The sequence below is a fragment of the Chryseobacterium sp. 14P4.3.2 genome (assembly GCF_057799275.1).
In genome coordinates this window covers 82,179-103,057 of the sequence record NZ_JBYOKO010000008.1, presented here as the reverse complement: position 1 = coordinate 103,057, position 20,879 = coordinate 82,179, and the positions used below count along the sequence as shown (strand labels likewise).

Annotated in this window: 26 protein-coding genes; 2 read left to right on the top strand and 24 right to left on the bottom strand. The window is 32.9% G+C overall.

Annotation, left to right across the window (positions count from 1 at the left end; translation table 11 throughout):
• Nucleotides 1-35 precede the first annotated feature (35 nt).
• The 24 genes from AC27VX_RS13450 to AC27VX_RS13335 all read right to left on the bottom strand — a co-directional run bounded on the left by AC27VX_RS13450 (nucleotide 36) and on the right by AC27VX_RS13335 (nucleotide 19,807).
• Nucleotides 36-596 (bottom strand): SHOCT domain-containing protein, encoded by a 561-nt coding sequence (locus tag AC27VX_RS13450; RefSeq protein WP_300688767.1) that lies wholly within the window; start codon nucleotides 594-596, stop codon nucleotides 36-38.
• Nucleotides 597-906: 310 nt separating this feature from the next.
• Complete coding sequence (locus AC27VX_RS13445) at nucleotides 907-2,001, bottom strand: hypothetical protein (protein ID WP_488696056.1); 1,095 nt, start codon at nucleotides 1,999-2,001, stop codon at nucleotides 907-909.
• Nucleotides 2,002-2,168: 167 nt separating this feature from the next.
• Entirely contained in the window at nucleotides 2,169-2,831 is a 663-nt protein-coding gene (locus tag AC27VX_RS13440; protein WP_236856130.1) for a DUF2461 domain-containing protein, read from the bottom strand.
• Nucleotides 2,832-2,885: 54 nt separating this feature from the next.
• Nucleotides 2,886-3,374, bottom strand: a complete 489-nt coding sequence (locus AC27VX_RS13435) for a GDYXXLXY domain-containing protein (RefSeq protein ID WP_488696054.1) — start codon at nucleotides 3,372-3,374, stop codon at nucleotides 2,886-2,888.
• Nucleotides 3,361-4,431 carry a DUF4401 domain-containing protein gene (locus tag AC27VX_RS13430; RefSeq protein WP_488696052.1) on the bottom strand — a complete coding sequence of 357 codons (1,071 nt, stop codon included), beginning with the start codon at nucleotides 4,429-4,431 and terminating at the stop codon, nucleotides 3,361-3,363. Before AC27VX_RS13430 ends, AC27VX_RS13435 begins: the two co-directional genes overlap by 14 nt.
• Entirely contained in the window at nucleotides 4,421-5,377 is a 957-nt protein-coding gene (locus AC27VX_RS13425) for a DUF2157 domain-containing protein (RefSeq protein ID WP_488696050.1), read from the bottom strand. Before AC27VX_RS13425 ends, AC27VX_RS13430 begins: the two co-directional genes overlap by 11 nt.
• A gap of 332 nt (nucleotides 5,378-5,709) precedes the next feature.
• Complete coding sequence (locus AC27VX_RS13420) at nucleotides 5,710-6,282, bottom strand: hypothetical protein (protein WP_488696048.1); 573 nt, start codon at nucleotides 6,280-6,282, stop codon at nucleotides 5,710-5,712.
• 168 nt (nucleotides 6,283-6,450) lie between these two features.
• A complete protein-coding gene (locus AC27VX_RS13415; RefSeq protein WP_488696046.1) occupies nucleotides 6,451-7,119 on the bottom strand; it encodes a DUF4919 domain-containing protein in 669 nt (222 codons plus the stop codon).
• Nucleotides 7,120-7,343: 224 nt separating this feature from the next.
• Nucleotides 7,344-8,426, bottom strand: a complete 1,083-nt coding sequence (locus AC27VX_RS13410; RefSeq protein WP_488696044.1) for an alginate O-acetyltransferase AlgX-related protein — start codon at nucleotides 8,424-8,426, stop codon at nucleotides 7,344-7,346.
• Nucleotides 8,427-8,429: 3 nt separating this feature from the next.
• On the bottom strand, nucleotides 8,430-9,866 hold the full coding sequence (locus AC27VX_RS13405; protein WP_488696042.1) for an MBOAT family O-acyltransferase: 1,437 nt from the start codon (nucleotides 9,864-9,866) through the stop codon (nucleotides 8,430-8,432).
• A gap of 201 nt (nucleotides 9,867-10,067) precedes the next feature.
• Nucleotides 10,068-10,595 (bottom strand): hypothetical protein, encoded by a 528-nt coding sequence (locus AC27VX_RS13400; RefSeq protein WP_488696040.1) that lies wholly within the window; start codon nucleotides 10,593-10,595, stop codon nucleotides 10,068-10,070.
• 293 nt (nucleotides 10,596-10,888) lie between these two features.
• Nucleotides 10,889-12,064: a Kelch repeat-containing protein gene (locus AC27VX_RS13395; RefSeq protein WP_488696039.1), complete on the bottom strand. Its 1,176-nt coding sequence runs from the start codon at nucleotides 12,062-12,064 to the stop codon at nucleotides 10,889-10,891.
• A 175-nt stretch (nucleotides 12,065-12,239) separates the two neighbouring features.
• Nucleotides 12,240-12,599, bottom strand: a complete 360-nt coding sequence (locus tag AC27VX_RS13390; protein ID WP_236856119.1) for a hypothetical protein — start codon at nucleotides 12,597-12,599, stop codon at nucleotides 12,240-12,242.
• 2 nt (nucleotides 12,600-12,601) lie between these two features.
• Complete coding sequence (locus AC27VX_RS13385) at nucleotides 12,602-13,156, bottom strand: ADP-ribosyltransferase (RefSeq protein WP_236856118.1); 555 nt, start codon at nucleotides 13,154-13,156, stop codon at nucleotides 12,602-12,604.
• Nucleotides 13,157-13,176: 20 nt separating this feature from the next.
• Nucleotides 13,177-13,584: a helix-turn-helix domain-containing protein gene (locus AC27VX_RS13380; RefSeq protein ID WP_236856117.1), complete on the bottom strand. Its 408-nt coding sequence runs from the start codon at nucleotides 13,582-13,584 to the stop codon at nucleotides 13,177-13,179.
• Between the two features lie 153 nt (nucleotides 13,585-13,737).
• Complete coding sequence (locus AC27VX_RS13375; RefSeq protein ID WP_488696036.1) at nucleotides 13,738-14,331, bottom strand: hypothetical protein; 594 nt, start codon at nucleotides 14,329-14,331, stop codon at nucleotides 13,738-13,740.
• A 264-nt stretch (nucleotides 14,332-14,595) separates the two neighbouring features.
• Complete coding sequence (locus AC27VX_RS13370; RefSeq protein ID WP_488696034.1) at nucleotides 14,596-15,303, bottom strand: hypothetical protein; 708 nt, start codon at nucleotides 15,301-15,303, stop codon at nucleotides 14,596-14,598.
• 26 nt (nucleotides 15,304-15,329) lie between these two features.
• A complete protein-coding gene (locus AC27VX_RS13365) occupies nucleotides 15,330-15,995 on the bottom strand; it encodes a hypothetical protein (protein WP_236856111.1) in 666 nt (221 codons plus the stop codon).
• 172 nt (nucleotides 15,996-16,167) lie between these two features.
• A complete protein-coding gene (locus AC27VX_RS13360) occupies nucleotides 16,168-16,812 on the bottom strand; it encodes a hypothetical protein (RefSeq protein ID WP_488696032.1) in 645 nt (214 codons plus the stop codon).
• Nucleotides 16,813-16,928: 116 nt separating this feature from the next.
• Nucleotides 16,929-17,243: a hypothetical protein gene (locus tag AC27VX_RS13355; protein WP_488696030.1), complete on the bottom strand. Its 315-nt coding sequence runs from the start codon at nucleotides 17,241-17,243 to the stop codon at nucleotides 16,929-16,931.
• Between the two features lie 489 nt (nucleotides 17,244-17,732).
• Entirely contained in the window at nucleotides 17,733-18,425 is a 693-nt protein-coding gene (locus AC27VX_RS13350; RefSeq protein WP_300688743.1) for a hypothetical protein, read from the bottom strand.
• Nucleotides 18,426-18,525: 100 nt separating this feature from the next.
• Nucleotides 18,526-18,744 carry a hypothetical protein gene (locus AC27VX_RS13345; RefSeq protein WP_236856106.1) on the bottom strand — a complete coding sequence of 73 codons (219 nt, stop codon included), beginning with the start codon at nucleotides 18,742-18,744 and terminating at the stop codon, nucleotides 18,526-18,528.
• 92 nt (nucleotides 18,745-18,836) lie between these two features.
• Entirely contained in the window at nucleotides 18,837-19,004 is a 168-nt protein-coding gene (locus AC27VX_RS13340; protein WP_488696028.1) for a hypothetical protein, read from the bottom strand.
• A 278-nt stretch (nucleotides 19,005-19,282) separates the two neighbouring features.
• Nucleotides 19,283-19,807 (bottom strand): hypothetical protein, encoded by a 525-nt coding sequence (locus AC27VX_RS13335; RefSeq protein ID WP_488696026.1) that lies wholly within the window; start codon nucleotides 19,805-19,807, stop codon nucleotides 19,283-19,285.
• 345 nt (nucleotides 19,808-20,152) lie between these two features.
• On the opposite strand from AC27VX_RS13335, the gene AC27VX_RS13330 reads away from it, so the two are divergent.
• Both AC27VX_RS13330 and AC27VX_RS13325 read left to right on the top strand, forming a co-directional pair.
• Nucleotides 20,153-20,338 carry a hypothetical protein gene (locus AC27VX_RS13330; protein ID WP_488696024.1) on the top strand — a complete coding sequence of 62 codons (186 nt, stop codon included), beginning with the start codon at nucleotides 20,153-20,155 and terminating at the stop codon, nucleotides 20,336-20,338.
• A gap of 142 nt (nucleotides 20,339-20,480) precedes the next feature.
• Nucleotides 20,481-20,705 (top strand): helix-turn-helix domain-containing protein, encoded by a 225-nt coding sequence (locus AC27VX_RS13325; RefSeq protein ID WP_488696022.1) that lies wholly within the window; start codon nucleotides 20,481-20,483, stop codon nucleotides 20,703-20,705.
• The last annotated feature ends 174 nt before the right edge of the window (nucleotides 20,706-20,879 follow it).

Sequence of the window (20,879 nt, the reverse complement as noted above, 5' to 3'; positions counted from 1 at the left end):
AACCGCTCTGAAAAACAGAACGGCTGTATCAAAATTTATTTTGAAGTCATTATTTTATCCTTTTCCTTTTGGAATTCTTCTTCAGATAAAACTCCGGAATCCTTGAGTTCCTTTATTTTTTTAAGCTTATCATATTTTGTTTCGAAATTGATATTTTGAGTTTTTTCTTTGGGCGAAAACTCATCGGGAACGATCAGCTCACCAGATTTGATGGCATTTTCAATGTCAATTTCATAGTTGATGAGACCGCTTCCGATTTTAGCATAGTAAACAAAACCATTTTTTTTGCTTCCTCTTGGCATTACTTTTTTTACTTTGAATGTCAGACCGGAATTACTCCTTCTAAAAGAATTGGCCTGATTGGCCAAACCCTGATAGCCTGTTGTTGAAGAATAATTGAACATTGAGGAAGCATTCGTTCTGATGAATTTAAAATCTCCGTCATTCATAGAACCTGTCCCGATTTTTAAGTCAAGCCCTTCATAGACTTTGAAACCTGTTGAGGTGGTAAGGGTATCATTTTCAAGCTTTGGCTCAGTTTGAGAATATGAAATTCCAAAAATCAGAACGGTAAATACTAATACTAGTCTTTTCATTGTTTTATTTTTAATAGTAAAAATTGAATATCAAAAGTAGAATAAGTTGTGGGGCTTACCTTACGGGAATCCTTATCTGTAGGGCAGATAATAAAAAACTGCTGTCAGAATGAAAGCAGTTTATATTGAGAAAAGAGTCTTTATATTAAAGTTATATTTGTGAGGTCACTACATATTTTTTGCAACAGTGAGATAATTTTAAAATAAAATGGCTTTACCTTACTAAATTTCCTTACTTCGGAGTGGTTTTTAAAAGTTTATTTTACTGTTCGAAGGATTGTATTCTTGTACAGTAAGGGAATCTGTATTTTTATTTGTCTCTGTTTAATTGTGTAGCGTTTTGCCATCCTCCAACCGCTTCAAAAACCTCATTTTGGTTTTTTATGTCTGACCAGCCTTTTTTAGCCAGCTCCTTTCTTATTTCTTCTTCTGATTTATCTTTTAGTAAAAAATAGTAGGTAAAATCAACTACTTCAATAGGTACTCTTTCAATAAGATATTTTGTGAAAACAGTAACAATTTTTAAATAAGCAAAAACGGCAGTTAAACCAAGTTGTAAAATCCAGCTAATGATCCAGCCAATCCAACCCAGATTCATTTTGTTTATCATAAAACCTTGTGTAAATCTAATCTGTAAAAAGTTCCAAAATCCAATTCTTTCAAGGTTATTTGTATTTAAAATTATCTCATACTGAAAATACTGATTAGAGAGATAGGTCAATATAATCATGGTAGCCAGAAGATATTGTAACTTGTTGAAGTCTGTGTAGTTTGAGAGCTTAATCAAATACTTCATACCAAAAGCAATTCCTGTCGCCACCAGAAATTCAAAAAGCATAATAATATATAATCCTTTTATGGAAAGAAATGCTACTATAAAACCAAGTATTAAAGAAAGAAATAAACCGCCAATAATTGGCAGTGTTATATTGGGAACTTTTGCTGGCGTAGGCTGTGGCAGAGTTTCAGGGATGATATAGTCATCCCAGTTATTTTTCTTTTCTACTTCGTTTTCGAGCTTTTTGAGAGACTGATTGTCAAAAGTCTTTAAAGTTTCCTGATAGGCATAAATAAAAAGTTTTACTCTTTTAGAATTTTTCCCTACATCCCACATTTCACTGCCTAAAGATTCACTTTTTACTAGAACTATACCATTTTTATAACTGGCTGTAATGATTTCTGTCCAGCGTTCATTTACCCATCCTATCTCTTTACGCTTTGCTTCTATACTGCAGTCATCTTTGTAAACAATGTCCCAATCTAATTTTTCGAATGTTTTCTCTGCAATAGCAATAAAAAGTGTTTCATTTACAAATGTTCTGAATTCTTCTTTATATTTTGGAGAAAAACTTATACTGTGTTTTCTGGGTATTGTCTTTTCGTACTTTTTAAAAATTTCTTCCATATATATAATTATGGGGCTGGGTTATTGGTTTAATATTTTTTGTTTGCAAATTTAAATAAAATAGCCTTCTCAAGTTTTGTTAGGAAATAATATATGGGGATAAAAACTAATTAAGAATGAGGAAACATCTAAAAGAGAGGAACGGTTCATAAGATCAAGTTCTGATTTTAAAATAACGGTTCGCCATTAAGATCCGTTGTCAGTACTTCACTCATATAATCAAAGAAAGGGCGCATAGCCAATAGGGTGAGCAGTGCTTCCTTTTGAAAATTGTCTGATAAAACGTCCTTGTCGGTAAACTTCCGCATCACTACAAATTGCTTTTTTCTGATCAAATCGATAGCAGGATGATTTTTATCAAAACCGCGGGGAGCTGTTTTTACGGAATCACCTTTGAGCTCTCCGAAATATTTTATGAAAGTTTCGTCAGAGGTAATTTTTTCAATTTCTGTAGTGCTGATTTCAAATTCTTTACGGATACGGAGTAAATCCTTGGCTTCAGGCCCCCAAAATCCGCCCCCTACAAAAGTGTTGCCAGGTTCCAGCTGAATATAATAGCCACCTCTTAACATCGGTTTTGAGCGGGAATATCCAACTCCGAAATTGGTTTTATAAGGTGAAGACTGATCTTTTGAAAAACGGAGATCTCTGTAAATTCGGAAAATATGGATTCCTTTGAGGTTATCATATTCCTGAAGTTCTGTATAGATCTGATTAAAAAAAACTTTATTTTCTTTCACAATCTGATCATATTCGGATTTGTGCTGGGCAAACCATTCCCGATTGTTATGTTCTTTTAAATGAGTAAGAAACTCAAATGCTTTTTTCATGCTGTTGTTTGAATATTAGAGGGTATACTTCTGAGTATATCCGGAGTGATGTTCTTATTTTATATTTTTCAGCCGCTCATCATAAAGGCCTGTCAGTAAACTGTTTCCGTTTTTATCAATTTTTACGCCTCCGTATTTTGCCTTGCTGTATTTTTCGGCTTGCCCTTCCTGAAAAAAGAAAGATTCTGCACCGATATTGATGTTCCATTCGTTGGGTGAAGTGTATTTAATGAGATATTCATCTTTATTCAATGGGGCTGCTTCCTGCTGGAACCTTACTTTTTCTGCTACGCCCCTGCTGTCAAGGCGTACCACGCAGTACCCTCTTTTCGGAAGATGATTAGGACTTATATTTTGGGAGATACTATATCGTAAGGTCATATAGTCACCCTGCATCAGAGATCTGGGATCTACCGGAGCCAGCTGCAAAAGAACCAGTTTCCCATCCTGAAGGATTTCTTCTTTTTTGGAAACAGAATAGTTGAAATAGACCAGCAAAATAATGAGGTTTGCCAGAATAATGACCCATTTATACTTTTTCATTTGAGGTTAGTTTTTTACGGGTTAATAAATACAGTCCCAGAAATAAAATTCCGGACGAAAATAAGAGAATGGATTTTGTCAGCAGGGTGAAATGAAGATCGTAATAATACCGTGAAACAAAATAAATGAATGCTATAATACCAATGGCCAGACTGGTTTTATAATTCACCAGAAAGCTTAAAAGAATAATTAAGATAGCTCCGGAAATGGCCGGAGACAGTATAGTAGGCAGCAATAAAGCAGCGGTTACGATATAAATTCCTGTTTTCTGTGTGGTTTGGGAAATATTCAATACTTCAAAAACCCGGGAAAGGGTATACATGATACTAAAGATTATAATAACGGATGATATCCAAAGATAATCTCTTGATACTTCAATATAATCATTACCCATACAACTTAATCCCGCCAGAAAAGAGAAAATCAAAGCGATGCGAACCGGATTGTATAGTTTTGAAAAAGCGGGATTCCAGGAAATTATTCTGGCTTCTTTCAGGAAAACAGCCGTAAGAAGGATAGCCTGAAAAGAGGTGTAGAGGTGAATCATCCCAAAACTATGATTCCCCACAATGAGCGCCAGAATTCCTCCATTGATAATGAGTACAGAAATAAAGACAATGATGTAGCTCTGTACAATTACCAATGATAATGCCGCAATCAGTATACAGATAAGACTTATGACATTTTCATTAAGTTCCAGTTTAGCCAAACCGAATGTTAAAAGGGCAAAGCCAATGATATAAGATGAAACGCTTATCGTATCAATGATGATTTTATCATAAGCTTTATTGATAAATATTCCTGCGGTAATTCCTATTGTTCCCGATATCAAAAGACCCGCAGTAGAGTCATACAATCCTGCAATGAGCAGGAAGCCCAAAAAAGCGAGACTTGCCAGAATGCCTCCGAAGATAGACAGTATTTTTACCGCTAAAGATTGGTGGTCATCATTTTTTTCATAAGCAGCAAAAATGGCTTTTTCATTCAGTGTGATATTTTTATTTTCGGTGGTCTGGAAATAATCCAGCAGCTCTCTTATTTCTTCTTTATTTCTCATGGTTCCATTTTTTTTGAAGGTTAATCAGGTTCATGATCACGAGTGTAATGCTCACGATGATAAAAAGGCTGACTAATAAAAGCATATCTCCTCCTTCTGATGTTTTGAGGAGTAAAGCTGAAATAATAATGATGATACTTAGCGGGATTACAGAGAGATAGAATCCACTTTTAGACTGTATACCGTACCAGATTCCGAAACCAAAAACCAGTAAAATGATCGGTATGAAAACAGGAAATACGGAATCATATCCATCAAAAATGCCGAAAATCATTCCTGCCGTTGCAAAGGTTGCAGAACCTAAAGCCAGAATATAAGTGAACCATTTGGGTACTCTTTCAATTTTTTTATCCTGTTCCAGAAAAATAAAGATCAGAAGCAGGGTTGTATTGAACAGGAAAAGCAGTGTAATCACTAATAGCGGAGACCAGTCTTTGGCCACTTGCTCAGTATATAAAAAGAAGGTTGTATTGAGTAGTACAATATACAACAGCCACAACGGAGCAAAGTTGGAAACTGCTACCCACAGCGTTATAAAAAGAGTCCATGCCAAAAAGAAGTCATAGGCATTGGCGCCCGTCTGATAGACCTGCCCAAAGACGGCAAACAGAACCCCGACCAGGCATGACGATCCTGTCAGGATAATATTTCTTGTGGTATTATTTAGTTTTGGAAGTAAAACAATAATAGTTGTTGCAATGACAAGGATTTCCGTGAGTCCCAGTTTGGCAAATTTATTCAGATCAGCCCAGTTATAGGCAAAAAAGAAAATGATACCAGCAGTGGTAAAACCAATGCCAAGGGTGATAAAAAACAGGCGCAGAAATTTTTGCCACATTTCTTTATCATGATAAATATTTTCTTTTAGGGCTCTTTCAATGTCCCGCTCTGTCAGATTAGAGTGGCGGCTTATGATGTGGAGATCTTCCCGCTGGAGGTTTTTCATGGATGGTGTTTTTGTTTTTGGATTTTTATTTAAAACCTGGTGAATGATAGGTTATCGGATTTTATAGACAGACTTAAGTGATAAAAGTCCCATGACTATGTTTGATATTTCTTTCTTTGTGTTTTTTCATATTTGTGAAGGTTGTAGAAACAAATATAGGTAAAAGTTGGAGATAAGATGATGGTATGGAAGCAATTGATATGGGCTGAAAAAAAGCTCTTTAAAATAATGAAACCGTTCCGGAAACTGAACGGTTTTATTTGTATTGTTCTAGCTGCCAATTGCCAGCCCAAGTCTTCGGACTTCGAAGTATATTTTGAAGGAATTGTTTTTTATTTTATTTTTTCGGGATGTTTTTTATACCATTTGTATAAAGCTAAACTTAACAAGATGGGCATCATTATTCTATCTGTTATCAGGAAGAAAAATAATTTAATGATTTTGAAGCCTGAAAATATATCTACCAGGACTAAATAGGGGTATTTGATGAAAGTACTAAAGGGTTCATAACTTGGAGCAGAGTTGTCCTCGCCGTTAAAGATATCTTTTAACGGATCTGCAGCATTATGAGTAACGATTTTGTCTTTCTCATCAATATAATAATATTGAATGTATTCTGCTAAGAAACTGAGATTGTAGGCAATGAAAATGATGGCTAAGGATGTTACGATCAATTTAGCCAGTTTTAATTCCTTACTTTCAAGGATTGTTTTTCTCAGCGCAAAGTAGATGGCTAAAATATAAGAGAACGTTAATGCATACCAGTAAATAGAAAATAATAAAGTATCCCCTGTTAAAAAGCTTCCTAAATTGAAATAGTGGAAATAAACAGAGAGGGCTCGATTTGCAAGAAATAAGATTAAGGAGAAGATGATTACATTTTTAATGTAGATTTTATTTTTCATTGGAATGGTATGCTCTGGGGCAACGGTATTAGTTTAATATTATTTGCCAGTAAATTTAGAAAAAAATTACTTTAATTTTTTTCTTCAATTATTTCCAGCCATAAGATGAGGCATATAAATTCCAGATTCTGTCGGCTATTTTAATCTTCCATATGATTTGGAAAGGGGCTATTTAAAGTCTTCACTACTTTCAAATACCTTAAAGTATATTGATTCATTTCCTTTTGAAAATCCATCTATTGTTCCATCCTTCTGCATTATTGAAGTTCTTTTGAAAGTCCTGATGTTTTTACCAAGAATACTTGCAATTAAGTATTCTTCGCCTACAGAATTTACCTTAATAGCGGTTTCTTTTGTTTTTCCATCACCACTTTTCAGGATACAGTCTACTAATGTCTTTGATTGCAGGGCGTATAAATAATAATTTTTGGCTTCTTTATCCTTATTTCTATAGGCAACTACCATATAAGTAAGAACCTCAGAATTTGTTGGATCTTTTTCTATATATTTTTCTCCATAAATGATGGCTTTTTTTAAATTTCCCTGACCGAAGTTTTTAGTGAAATCCAAATAGTCTGCATCAAAAAAAGAGGTTTTATATTTTGAAAAATTTTTCCCATAATATAAATTTTTTACTTCCTCATCCGATAAGGTAGTAGGGTCAAACTTAAATTTATAGATTAGCTTTTCGTAATAAAAATTTGAATTTTCATTCTGAACATTTATCTTGATTGAATCACGATTTATATTTTGAGCAAAAATGCAAAATGAAAAAAGTGAGAAAATGATTGTTAAACGTATTTTACCCTGTATGTCAGAAAAAAAAGTTGTTCTCATAACGTGTGTTTATTGGATTGAGTTTTAGCGTTAAGAAATTGTGTGCCTTAAGTTGGCAGACTTTCTTCCCATATTGTTACTTTCAATATATTCTAATTCAAATATATATTTTTCCGGCTATTTATAATGTACTTTTGAATAGGTTTTATGAATAAGAAGTACGCAAGTAAAGGCTTAAAAGTCGAGTGTTGATTTGTTTTTTTCAAAGCCGGAGAAACATAATTTTATTTTGAATGCAAGTGTGGACGTTGTTCCGCATTCGTACTTAATTCATGTGACTGTATTGCTTCTTTTATTTTCTGTACGATTAATGATGATGCTATTGGTGACCAATGGGTGTCATCAAAATAATAAATGTCTTTTTTATGGCTCAATTCTTTTGCTAATATTTCTTTTGAGTTGATATAGATATATTCTTTACGGAGCTTTTTAAAATTATCAAAAAATATAGGTTTAGCCAGACCTTGTTTATCAATGATATAATCATAATACAGGTCATATTTGTCCGGGGAAGGCAAAAATATCAGAGTTATATTTTTTTCTTTAAGCTTTTCAGAAAGCCTGTTTAAAATTTGGTTGAGTTTGATCGTGGTTTCAGGTAAATTATTTTTTGTGGTATTACTCAAATCATCATAATAAAAAAACAGTTTATTGGAATGATTGCTGAATAATGATGCGGTATTCAGTTCAAAATTATAAACCTGTCCGTTTGACAGATAATTTCTGTTTGTGAAGTATTTAAAAGCGAAATAAGGAAATCTCAGTGTTGTACGTGAAAAAAAATCGTATTTATCCTGCTCTTGCTGGGGTTTATGATTGATAATAATTGAATCAATTTTCTGAGTGGTTACCCTGGCATTATAGTCTATATTTTGTATCTTATCCGGTAAGTTTCGTTCTACACATTGTAAAATGACATATTGAATCTTGTAGGTATCAAAAAAATTACCGTTGCATAATTCAATCAACTTCTGGATTTGATTATTTAAAATAAAGTAGTCAATATGCAAAACACTGAAATCATTGGCTAAAATATTCTTATAACCGGACTCACCCTGCTCTGAAAATGAATCTCCTATAGTCAGAATTTTATATGTCTTCCCTTTTTCTTTCGATTTTGACAGCTCTGTATATTTTATTGTATGATTAAAAGAAGTGAAGTTTTGCCGGTAGTTTTTATCTGAACTGGGAAGATGTCCTAAACGCAATAAGTCTCCCGCATCGGCTGTGGAAAACGAATACGCAATGATGTATAAAACCAGAAATGGCACAACGAAGAATGCTGTTTTTGAAATAAATCTTTTCATAGGCTAAAACTGAAAATAAATAAACTGCTGATCTTTACCTGCAAACCAAAATATCGCAATAATGACCGCATAATACAGTGCATATCTTAATGGACTTTTCCATTTTATTCCCAACTTTGCAATAGCGTACTGCTCTTCTCTCCCCAGCCATTCAATAACCATAAAAATAATAATAAGAATAACTATAAAAAGGGGTCTGATGGTTGGGATGGAAAAAAGAGACTTGGAGAATATACCTGAAATATAGGAAAATGCGTGTGTTATATTTTCTGCTCTGAAAAATATCCAGGCAAACACTGCCAAAGTAAAGGTGAGTGCCATTTGAAAAAACTCTTTCACTGTAGGCCATAAGTTATCTTTTGCTACTGTTTCCAAATTATTACGATTGGTTTGCATTACAATGGATGGCATGATAAAAAGAGCATTTAAAGCTCCCCAAACAATAAACGTCCAGTTTGCTCCATGCCAGAAACCACTTACAATAAAAATAATAAAGGTATTACGGATGCGCATCCAGTTACCCCCTTTGCTGCCTCCTAAGGGAATGTACAAATAATCTTTGAACCATGAAGAAAGAGAAATGTGCCAGCGCCTCCAAAATTCTGCAATGTCTCTTGAAAAATAAGGGAATGCAAAATTTCTTAATAAATCTATTCCGAAAAGCCTGGCCGTTCCTATAGCAATATCAGAATACCCTGAAAAATCTCCGTAAATCTGGAAAGCAAAAAGTACAGCTCCCAATACTAAAGTGCTTCCGGATTGATCTCCAGAGTTATTGAAAATCTGATTGGCAACTTCCGCACAATTATCAGCAATAACTATTTTCTTGAACAGTCCCCAGAGTATCTGCCGTAAGCCGTCAACTGCTTTTGTATAGTCAAAAGTTCGTTTTTTTTTGATTTGGGGTAATAGATGGGTTGCTCTTTCAATGGGGCCTGCAACAAGTAAAGGAAAGAAACTCACAAAAACGGCATAATCAACAAAGTTCTTTTCTGCTTTAATTCTGTTCTTGTAAATATCAATCACATATGAAAGCCCGTGAAAAGTATAAAATGAAATACCCACCGGAAGAATTACCTTTAATGTCCATGGATTTACCTGCAGACCTATATGAGAAATAGCTTCGGTAAAAGATTCTGCAAAGAAGTTATAATATTTGAATATCCCAAGAAATCCAAGGTTTACTGTTATGCTAAGCCAAAACCAAAAACGTTTTCTTTTTTGATTTTCTGCATGCTGCATTTTCAAGCCTGTAAAATAGTCCAGAAGGGTAGAGAACATGAGCAAAAACAAAAAGCGCCAATCCCAGCAGGCATAAAAGAAGTAGCTGGCTATAAGTAAAAGTAGATTTTGAAGTCTGAGATTTTTGTTTGTTACAAACCAATAGAGCAGAAATACTATTTGTAAAAATAAGACAAATTGTATGGAGTTAAAAAGCATCTTTTTATTTTGATTACATGGTTAGTTGATAGGAGGTTATACGAGTACAACAGCCAGATGTAGAAACGGAAAAAGAAGCGAAAAATTTTCTTTTTGCTCCGCTCTCCGAAGCCTCCGGTATTAGGAGCTGTTTATTTTACCCGTGCGGAAAAACCGGAACACTTTGCAGAGAGGAGCAATAGGGGAGCCAAATGTTCATCTTTATTCTTTTTTAGACGAATCTTCCGGAGCATTGGATGCTATGATAATCCCATAATCTTTATCTGTAATGTTATACTGTGATGATAATTCTTTTTTCGTAATAATATTGATTGTTTTGAAAACTTTGTCATCAATAAGAGCCAGATCTCCTTCAAAATTATTGGTTAGAACTTTTCCGTTATGGATGTACTGAAAAGTACTGTCATTTCCTTTAGATTCTAATAGTCCTGAAAATTCGGTTGATTTAGATTTGAAATATCTTAAAAATCTTTTTCTGGCAAAGTCCTTTGTTTCTATATAGATAGCTCCGTCTTTCCCATCTTCTCCGATTAAACTGGTCGCTTCGCCGGGATCATAAACAGACATTAAAGTGATTCGATTGGAATCAAAGGTTAAAATTTCAGATCTGTTGACCTTCACACTATCGATAAATGTTACGGGGTTTTTTCCAAGTTTATCCAGGCCATATTGAGAAGATTGTGCAAAGCTCATTGAGATGCAGAAAAATGTGAAAAATAAGTATTTCATGAATTAAAGAAATTAGTTTTTTTATTTAGAGTGCGCTAATTTACATAAATGTTACTTATTATCTTGAGGTTTTGGTGGACAAAATAAAGATGATGATTTAGAGTGTTGGGGTTGCTGCAATAAAAGATACATCAATGAATATTTAAATATGTTTTTGATGATATTTTTAGGTCTTTAGTCTCGCTTTAGGAACTTCTGTTTTATATTTTTTTTTGAAATGACTTAGAAAGAATATGGTAATGATAAAATGAGAAAATGATTCATGAAGTTGATCGTCATTCAAAGAGATACTATTATCTTACAATCCTGACCTTTTGTAAAAGTCCTTTCTGATTTTTATAAATAAAAATATAAGTTCCGCGCTGTACTCTTGATAAATCTATCGTTTTATTATAATAGGCAAAACCCTTGTTGATCTGTTTGCCATCTGTGGAATAAACAGTGTATTCAAATTGATTGCTGTTATTTTTATTACTGATTACAAAACCGTCTCTGGCTGCATTGGTGTACACCTTTGTCTTGTATACAGGAGCTTCAGGAGCTTCATTTGCGGAGAGTACAATTTCGTTAATATCTGCCACCTGTATGCTTTTAATAGCTGAGCTGGTGAGAGACGTTGTACTTCCACCGATGATGTATAGTTTATTATGATATATTTCCGCTGCAGAATGTCTTCTGGGAATCATATTGGATGATAGCTGATGCAGCTTATTGGTTGTCGTATCAAAATAGGCCAGAAAAGTTTGATTATTATAGCCGCCTACAATAAAAATCTTATTATCGGATACGGCTAATGAATGGCCGGATATACCAGAAGGCATCGTATATTGTTTGATCCAAAGATTAGTGTTGAGGTCATATACATTGATCAGACGTGATGAGGTACCGTTAAAACCACCAATTACATATAGTTTATCATTAACAATTTTACCCCTTGTTTCTCTGGCTGTAGGCATATCTGGTAATGGATTCCATGTATTGGAAGCAATATCGTAATATTGAAATTTATTAGAAAATTTAGTGGTTGCCGCTCCATTGAGTCCGCTGCCGCCAAACACATATATTCTGCCATTATAGATGGCAGAACCTGCATTTCCTGTATAGGAACGATTAACGGCTCCCTTCGTTATTGTATTGGTGGCAAGGTCTAAAATTTCAAGATGGCTGTTTCCCCAACCGTTAAAAATATAAATTTTATTATTGTACGTTTCGGAATTAGCAAATCTCTTGGGAAGCAGGCTGGAATTGAGAATGCTCCAGCTGTTATCAGTAATATTATATTTTTCAATATACTTGGCATCACTTGCTTTTTCCTGATACCCATTGCTCACGTATATATTATCATCCACTATTACACTGGCTGCGGCACCTCTGCCTCCGGACATATTGGCGAGATTTCGAAAATTAAGTGTTTGTGCATGAGCTAAAAATGATCCCAAAAATGAAAGGAGTACTAATTTTGTTTTCAATGGTATATGAGTTTAGTATTTATAAGGGAAAGTTGGAGGGATAAAAATGAGCTGAACATAAGTAATAGAATTTGAAAGATAAAACCGCTCAGGAGATAGAGCGGTTATTATTAGTATAAAATTTCCAGATAGAATAGTAAGACTTCACATTGGAATAGTCTTTTTTCAGTACAGATTAATGTTTGCTTTTATCTACTGATGACATAAATTTAGCTCCTAATCTCTCAGAAATTTCAGCTGTATTATTGGTGTTTTTCTCTTTAATTAATTCCAAAAATTCATTTCTAAGATCCATTTCTGAAATCAAATTAATAGCAGCAACTTTTTCTCTTTTGTTGGTTAATAAATCTTTTGATAATAAACTTTTAAGAAAATCTATTAGGTGTAAATTGATTAACTCTTTATGGTTGATAAAATCATTGTTTTTATATTCAGATTTAATATTTCCGAACATAAAAATGTCTTCCAAATTCTCAAAAAAATCAGAGTCATTTTTGAAATTTGTATTTTTATAGTATTCTTTTATTAAATCCATTTTTATACCTCTTCTAACGTTATCGTAATTTTATTTTCTGCTTCCTTGATGTCTAATACTTTAAATCTTGAACCCGATTTAAATACAATTTCTTTTTCGTTTTGTCCGCTATCTACTCCAAATTTAGCGATTTTTTCAATATCTTTTCCTCTTTTTGATAAAATTATGAATACGGGGCTGTTACTGAATTGAAGTGCCAATAGTATTGATTTACTGCAAGATAAAAAAGATTTCTCAATAATAATGCCATTGTTCTTGAATGCTGAATAATATTTTTCAAGATCTCTTTTTGGACACCGAATGGTACGGTAACAAAGAGCCTGGTAATCGGGTAATTTATCTAAGCTATAATTTAAAAAAAGTCCAAAATCATTTATATCTTGTCCATTTCTTAATCGTTCATTTAAAGAGTCATATCCTGAATCTGTGTAGTGATAAATAATGGCTTTTTCATGAATAGTTAACCCATTCTCATATCCTGCACGTTTTGATGTTGAGATTTCTCTCAATTCTGCGGATAAATTTTCACTGACATATTTAATGAGGGCACTGTCCATATCCTAATAGGGAGCGTTTTTTATTTCTGAATCAACTGCTCCAGTCTGGTCATCATCTCATCTTTTTCTTTCAGCATTCTTTCGTACAGCGCAATTTTTTCTTCGTGTAGTTTTAGGACCTGCTCAATAGGATTGAAAATAGGATTATCATTTTTCTGATATCCAATGCTATGATCTCCAAAAGTATTTGCAATTATATTTACAGCCTCTTCTTCATCCATATTCTCAATAGCTTCCACAGGAACTTTCAGAATCTGAGAAACCTTTTCTAAAATATCCTCTTCTATCGTTTCTTTCTGCTCCAAAAGTGAAATCTTCTTCTGGTTCCAGTCTTCACCAAGATCAAAAGCCAAAGCATCCTGCTTGATGCCCATCATCTCACGAAAACGCTTGATATTTCTCCCCTGATGTATTTTTTTGTTTTGCATATTTGTGTACGTTATAGAAACAAATATAAGTAAAAGTTGGGGGATAGGAAATGGGGAAGTGGGGATAATTTATCTCGTTTTAAAAAAGGATTTGCCTGTATATTGAAAAAATAAAAAAACTATTAAAAATAGAGCGGTTATCTATCAAATGGATTATTTATTTTCTCGTAGTTTCTTATTTTTAAGAGTTATTCTCTCTATCCATTGCTTTTGTTTTGCTAATAATTCCTCCATTGCAAACGGTTCTAGGAATACAAGTTTAGCTGCCAATTTTTCATCCGAAACATTTAATGCTTTTTTATATACAGAGTCACTGTAAAGGTCTTTCTTTTGATTAAATACGGATAAATTTAATTTTACTTTTAGACTATTTGAATAATATATTTGATTTTTGAAAAGGAATTTTATTCTAATTTCAGTAGACGATTTTCCTTTAGTGAATTGTATTTCGGTTTGTTTTGATTTCTCTGGAGGAATTGTAACGGATTCAAAATAGCTATTTCCACAGGTAGAGTATCTCCAAAATTCAATTGGTTTCCAGATTCCAGAGCTACTCTTCATTTCTTTAATCATATAAAACTTTGAATCTTGTGTGGGAATAAATAATGAATCTTCAGTCATGTTTTTTATTGAAACCGATATGATCGAATCATTTTTCACTTCTGCAAAAGTTTTTACAGATTTACTTTTTTGCCCTAAGACCCAAATGTTAAGAAAAATTGCCAGAAAAGTAGTTAGTAATTTCATGGAGGTATATTTTCAATAAAACTAAACTAATGAAAATTTATTTTAGAAATGAATTTATTAAAGAAAAACGGTTTGATTTCCCCTTGTTTTTTGAAGTCTTTTTACTGTGAAGTATGTTCTGAAAAAATAATTTATTCGTTTGGTAAGGAATTCAAAGTCTCTGGCTTTTTATGATTTATTTTTTTTGCGCAAAGTCAGGAGACTTTGTAACGGGGTTTATCCTGATCTCTTATAATATAACCTTCTTTCATTGTGTTTGTTTTATTATAAATATGGCATTCTAACATTTGAAATTTTGCCATCTTTCCCAATCGTTATTAAATATTTTCCTGAACAGTCATTTTCCCATTTTTGCTTTTTCAGTTGTTTAAATAAAATATCAGAAATTTTTGTTTTATCTATTCGATTGATTCCTTTTGGGATCTTTTGGTAGTTATGAGCGATTTGTTGTTTTATTAAATTTCCATTTTGAAAATCTAATAAAGTTTCGTATTCAAAGATTCTGTAAAATACACCATCCCAACGGATTTCTTTATTATCTTTTATTTTTGTGGGAAAATTGATTACTCCCGAAAACCAATCAATTAAAACGCGGTTATTCCGGACATTATTTCCAAATATTTCCGTTATTTTTCTTGTGGATTCTTCTATATTAATTTTGGATTTGCCTTGTAATTCTCCACACGAAATAATTCGTGTTAAATATAATTTTTCATCTATAACTTCATAAATTGCTTGATAACCTCTCCAACAATTTAAAGGAACTCCAAAACTTTCACGATTTCTAAAACTTAATCCGAATAGTTGATCTTTCCCAGGATTTATTTTCTGTAAATATTTTTCTAGGATTAGATTGTAAGTTGGAATTGTATCATTTTTATAAATGATATAATCCGGCATTTGTGGACTTGCAAGAGTTTTAATTGAAATAATGATGAGAATTATAATGATGATTTTGTATACTGTTTTCATTAGCAGTTTTTTGTACAGAGTCTTATCTATTTCCCTACAAATAATTTAAATTTCACTATCTCGTTTGGAGCTTCAAGAAGGATCCAGTAAAAATTATTTTCTTTATTTATAATTTCATAAATATATCGATCTTCCTTCTTGCTGAAGTTCTTTTTAATATTATTATTACTTTCAATAAATTCCAGTTCGAATTTATTTTTACCGATCCATTTATAGTATAATTTTGAATTTGTTCCATTAGGAAACGTTTCTATCCAAAAGGTATTGTCCGTTTTTACTATTGTCTTTTTATCACCATCATATTCCAAATAGTAGAATTCACTATTGTTCTTAAATTTATTGATTTCACTTTCAGATATTGTAATGTTTGGGCGTACATTCAGCCTCACCCAATTATCACTTTTTACAGGATCTGTTTTTTGCAGATAATCTCTAAAGTACTGACATCTTTTTTGAAATCTGAAATATAAATGATCAATTTTATCCTGACGTTCTGAATCTGAAAACTGAGTGAGATAGGGAAGAATAAATTTATTGTTTATGCTTTCTATTCTTAATGAATCACTAAGGTCTTCAGTTTGTTTGAGATCTGAACACATTTTATCAATCATTTGGTCGGCTGTATCCGAATGATTTTGCGGATATAAAAATGTTGATAGTAATAGAGCAATTATTAGAATTGAGTTTCTCATGATAATTAGTTTTAGCTTTCTGTAGCTCAAATCTACGAATTGCAATGATATTCTACTTATAACGTGGATTTTACTTTATAAAAAGGAAACATATCTGAAGCCTGTAGACTTCGGATGATTTATTTGTCTGATTCAAAAGTTGGGAGGCTCTGTATAACCTTATGATTATTAATTATTTGTTATTGTTTATGATTTTTAGCATAAGCTCATTATTTCTCTTTTTGGCTTCTTCTATTGAGTTGAAGTTATGATAAAATTTATTATAACTAGAAAAAAATAAACGGTTCTGTACAATGAACATATTTCCAATTGTAATCATATTTTTGGATGTATTTTCCTTTTTGATGGTTATGAATGTAACATATTGCATTGAATTCTTAGATAATGAATAGGTTTCTATTATTACCGGTTTCTCAAAAACATTTTTTTCATTTATATTTTCTAGTCTTTCTTTTAGCGCTTCCCACTTATCAGAATTTAAATATTTTTTGAGATAATCTTCATTTACTTCAGTAAAATAAGAAGTGTCTACATCTTTATTTTCATTGTGATTGGTAACATAGATCTGAAAAAAATCATCAAATTGATCTTCCCATAAGACTTGTAAATTTTTATATATTTTTTTATTTACATAATAAGCAACAAGAGTATTTCCAGGAAAATTCTTGCTTTGTATATAATCTTTGGATGTTGTGTTGTGAATTATATTATACATTCCTGCAATTTTTGGAATACATAAGCTTGCTTTTCCAAATTGAAAGGTATTTTCACAATTTTTATCACTGGGATTTATATTAAAATGATCGTAATGATCCACATTAGTGTTTGAATTGGATTTTGTACAGCTGATGATAAGAATCAGAAAAAGCAGCTTTAAAAATTTCATTGTATTATTCTATTTACATATATATATATCATTTACTGATATTCTCACTATCCAAAGTAATGATGGCTTCGGATGATTTGTGTTTCTAACTCAAAGTAGAAGGGCTTTGCATCACTTGCTTTTTCCTGATACCCATTGCTCACGTATATATTATCATCCACTATTACACTGGCTGCGGCACCTCTGCCTCCGGACATATTGGCGAGATTTCGAAAATTAAGTGTTTGTGCATGGGCTAAAAATGATCCCAAAAATGCGAGGAGTACTAATTTTGTTTTCAATGGTGTTATGATTTGGTGATTGGTTTTGGCTTTGTCCAGATTGTCGATATTGGGATAAGCTCCCATGTCTCCACACTGCAAAATAAAATCAATGATATTTCTTTTTGGTAGAGATCAACCAATTTGAAAGGCAATAATATTTTACCGTGTATATCAGAAAAAATGGCTACCCTCATGTTATTTATTAGTTTTTATTAAACCACCCAGAGGATCCTGAAAATGTCCGTACCTCAAAGCAGGTTTTAAAAGTACTGTTTTTATTTTAGTGGCTCAGAGCCGTGATACTTTGCCATCGTCTGGTAATTGCTGCTAAGGATTAATAAGGCAATTATTATTTATTTTTGTGAACCTCAATTTTTTCTAATAACCATTTTGCTAGGTAGTCACTACCTTCTTTTAAATATTCATAAATAATTTTGGTTTCTTCAAGCGGTCTGCTTTTTATCCTGTTTCTCGTTTAAAATTTTCAAAACTGTCTTTTTCCATTATTTAATCAGATCTTTTTATATTCAAATAGTATGATCTTTTTATATAAATTAAGGATCAGTTCAATACTCATCTGTATCTAATTTACGATTCATACTCATTAATCTGAACTTTCAGCCAATTTTCCAATTCCGTAAATCTCCCAATTGGAATGTACTTCTTATGATTGTTAATGTTGGCTAGCAACTCTTCATATTCTTCTATTTCGTACAGCTCATTTGGATTGTTTCCATACTCTTTTAATCTATTATGTAATAATATCAATTCATTTGCTTTTTCAACATAAAAATCGGCAATGAGTTGTGTGGAAGATGTATAGTTTGCCAGTAGATAATCTTCGAAATTATAATTCCAGGAGGAGAAGTTCTCCGTACTTTTGAAATGTAATTTTCCATTTTTAATTTCGTATCGGTTGATTATAAAATCCCAGATTACATAAAATAAGGTGTCTTCCAAATAGGGAGACATCTCATGTATCAATTCGTCGAAATCTCTTCCAAAACCATTTTTACTGCCATCCTGTATTGATATATATACGCCGGGCTCTTCAAAATCAATTATTTTTTCTTTTGCGTAAAGTGCATATCTTCTGACTTTTCCATTATCAGAATGGGTTACAAATGTATTTGAAAAAATTCCCTGTCCTTCATTATACAAGTCTCTGTTGATAGCATATTTTTCTAAGAAAAGAGTTTCCTGGTCTTTCCTGACGCGCAGGATGGCACCACAAGTAAGGACTTTCGGTTGCAGCTGATAGACTTCGTGCAGGGTTCCCATTTTAATTTTTATATTTCTGTTTATTAGAAAGGTAAAATAAAGCATAAAACCAAAAAGATCAAAATAATTTTTTGTTTTTACGGTCACTTTTGGGATTTAATCATTCAATTCTATCCAAATGCTGTTTTCTCATCAGTTCAATGATCGGAACGAATAGATTGATAGCTACTGTTGATGCTTTCCAAGTGTAATTAATATTTTCATTTGTAAGATTGATTCCGAATTTCCATTCAGAACCATCCAAAACAATTGCTTTCTCATCGCTTATACTTTCCGGCAGTTTTATTTGCTCCAACAGTGAAAACTGTTCCCTCAACATTGCCTTATCTGTTGTGGAAATTTTTTTCCGTCCACTATGATCCTGAGTCTGTCCAGATTATAAATTCCAAGAGCCCATTGCGTAAGGTTGTGTTATGTATCCCACTGCCTGAATTTCGAATGGATAACTCCGTCAGGATTTTCAACTAAAATTATTTTATACGGAAGCCCCTTAATGGGTGGTAACTCTGAGAAATAAGCAATTATTTTTTCTCCCGGCTTTAACTCAAAATTTTCTATTTCAATTTCAGCCTGATTCATAAGTACTTTTATATCGTTTGAAATTCTTTCTATTTCGTCTTTTTTTGAAGTGCAGGAAATATCTAGCTGTCCTGTAAAGGTTTTAAAAATACTGTTTTTGTTTTATGTATCGGCTCAGAATCGGGAGACTTTACACAGCTGGGGAATATAAATATGAATAATTGTCGTTTCATGGCTGTTTGTATTATTTTTCTAACCTCCAAATTTAATCTTTACATCATGGTCATACTTATTCAGTAATGTTGATCTTAGCTCGTAAAATTCCATAAAATATTCATCTATTTTTTTCCTCTCCTTTCCAGAATGAGATGGGCTGCATCCAGCATTTTTGTCAGATGAATGTACGGATTCACGATATTACTTTCCGGGATATTGCGGTAAGCACCTAATGCGAAATAAACCATCCCGCAAATAAAATAGTCAAATTCCTTGATGCTGTATTCTCTGAATGCTTTTTTGAACACCAGCAGCGGGTTCCGGTATTCTTTCTCCGAAAGCAAACCCAGTAGCAGGGGAGAGGTTTTTTTCAACCGAGTAGGGAGGGGACTTTTCTTTTTCTTCAGCGTGATGAGATAGCCTGCCCGCACAAACGACTGCATCGACTGGCGAAAGTGAATAATGGCGGAAGGATCTTCCCTGATCCAGGTATTTCTCTTTACTGCATAACTCATAATGCGGTTTAACCGCTCTTTAGAGGCCGCCAGATCATTGAACTGAAAAAATATTTCCATGAGCTGTACTCCGGAATGTTTTTTACGCACTGCCCAACATTGGGTTTCAAAGGGTATTTTAGTTTTTTTCATGCTTTCGTATTTTGTAATTAATTCCTTCTATAAGGAACGGATTATTTCTTTTCATCATGGTTGGGTTGTATGAACGTAGTGGGGTATGCATCATGGAAACTTCATGATACCGGTATAAGCTAAGCTTTGTTCTGTAACCTAAATACTATTTGTATGACACGATTTTTTATAGGTTATAAAAAGGGAGGAAGTTCAGCATGGGCAGAACTTCCCGCCCTACAAGACAAAAAATAAAAACTTATGATAAAATTTGTGTCTTTCTGAAAGCCTTAAGGCCGCAATGGATTGTACACCCCATTGTAACATCTCATGATACTTGATGTGGGAAAGCAGGCTTAGAAAAAGATGATTGTAGAAAAGCAGAACTGCATGAAAATAAAAACGGCATGGGACTCTACAATATCTGTAATAGAGGTACTGGTATACCGTGCAACAGATAAGGAGAACCCACGCCTAGGTCGTGAGCTTCCTGCTTATCTTCTTGTTGCTTTAAAAATTACCAGTTTTCTATTACAAGATTCTAAGCAATAGCTTCTATGTTTCGTTGAAGTATCGCAAAGCTACATTTATTGTAGCTTATTGTACAAATATAATATAATTTTTGAATTGTAGGTTAATTCAACTACAAATTTTTATTGTAAACTTTCCAAATTGCTCTGATAATGGTATTGCAATGGATAAAATTGAATTTCGAATAGCTTTTGGTAAAAGAGTTGAAAAATTTAGAAAGAAGATGGGATTAAGCTATCGAGAGTTAGCTCAAAAATGTGATGTAGACCATAGTAATATCAGCAAAATTGAAAAGGGAGAAGTTGATTTAAGAATTTCAACAATACAGGAACTTGCTAAAGGCTTGGAAGTTAATCCTCAAGAATTGTTTGATTTTAAAATAGAATAATAAAATAATCTCCGAAGTCTGAAGACTTCGGAGATTATTTATTTAGATTGGTTTTATTTTATTTGCTCAAAGTCAGGAGACTTTGCGTAGCGGGATCGACATTAAGAAAATAATTATTGTTGGCCGAGATATATACATAACAGCTGATCACGTGACCGAAAAAACTGAATTTGA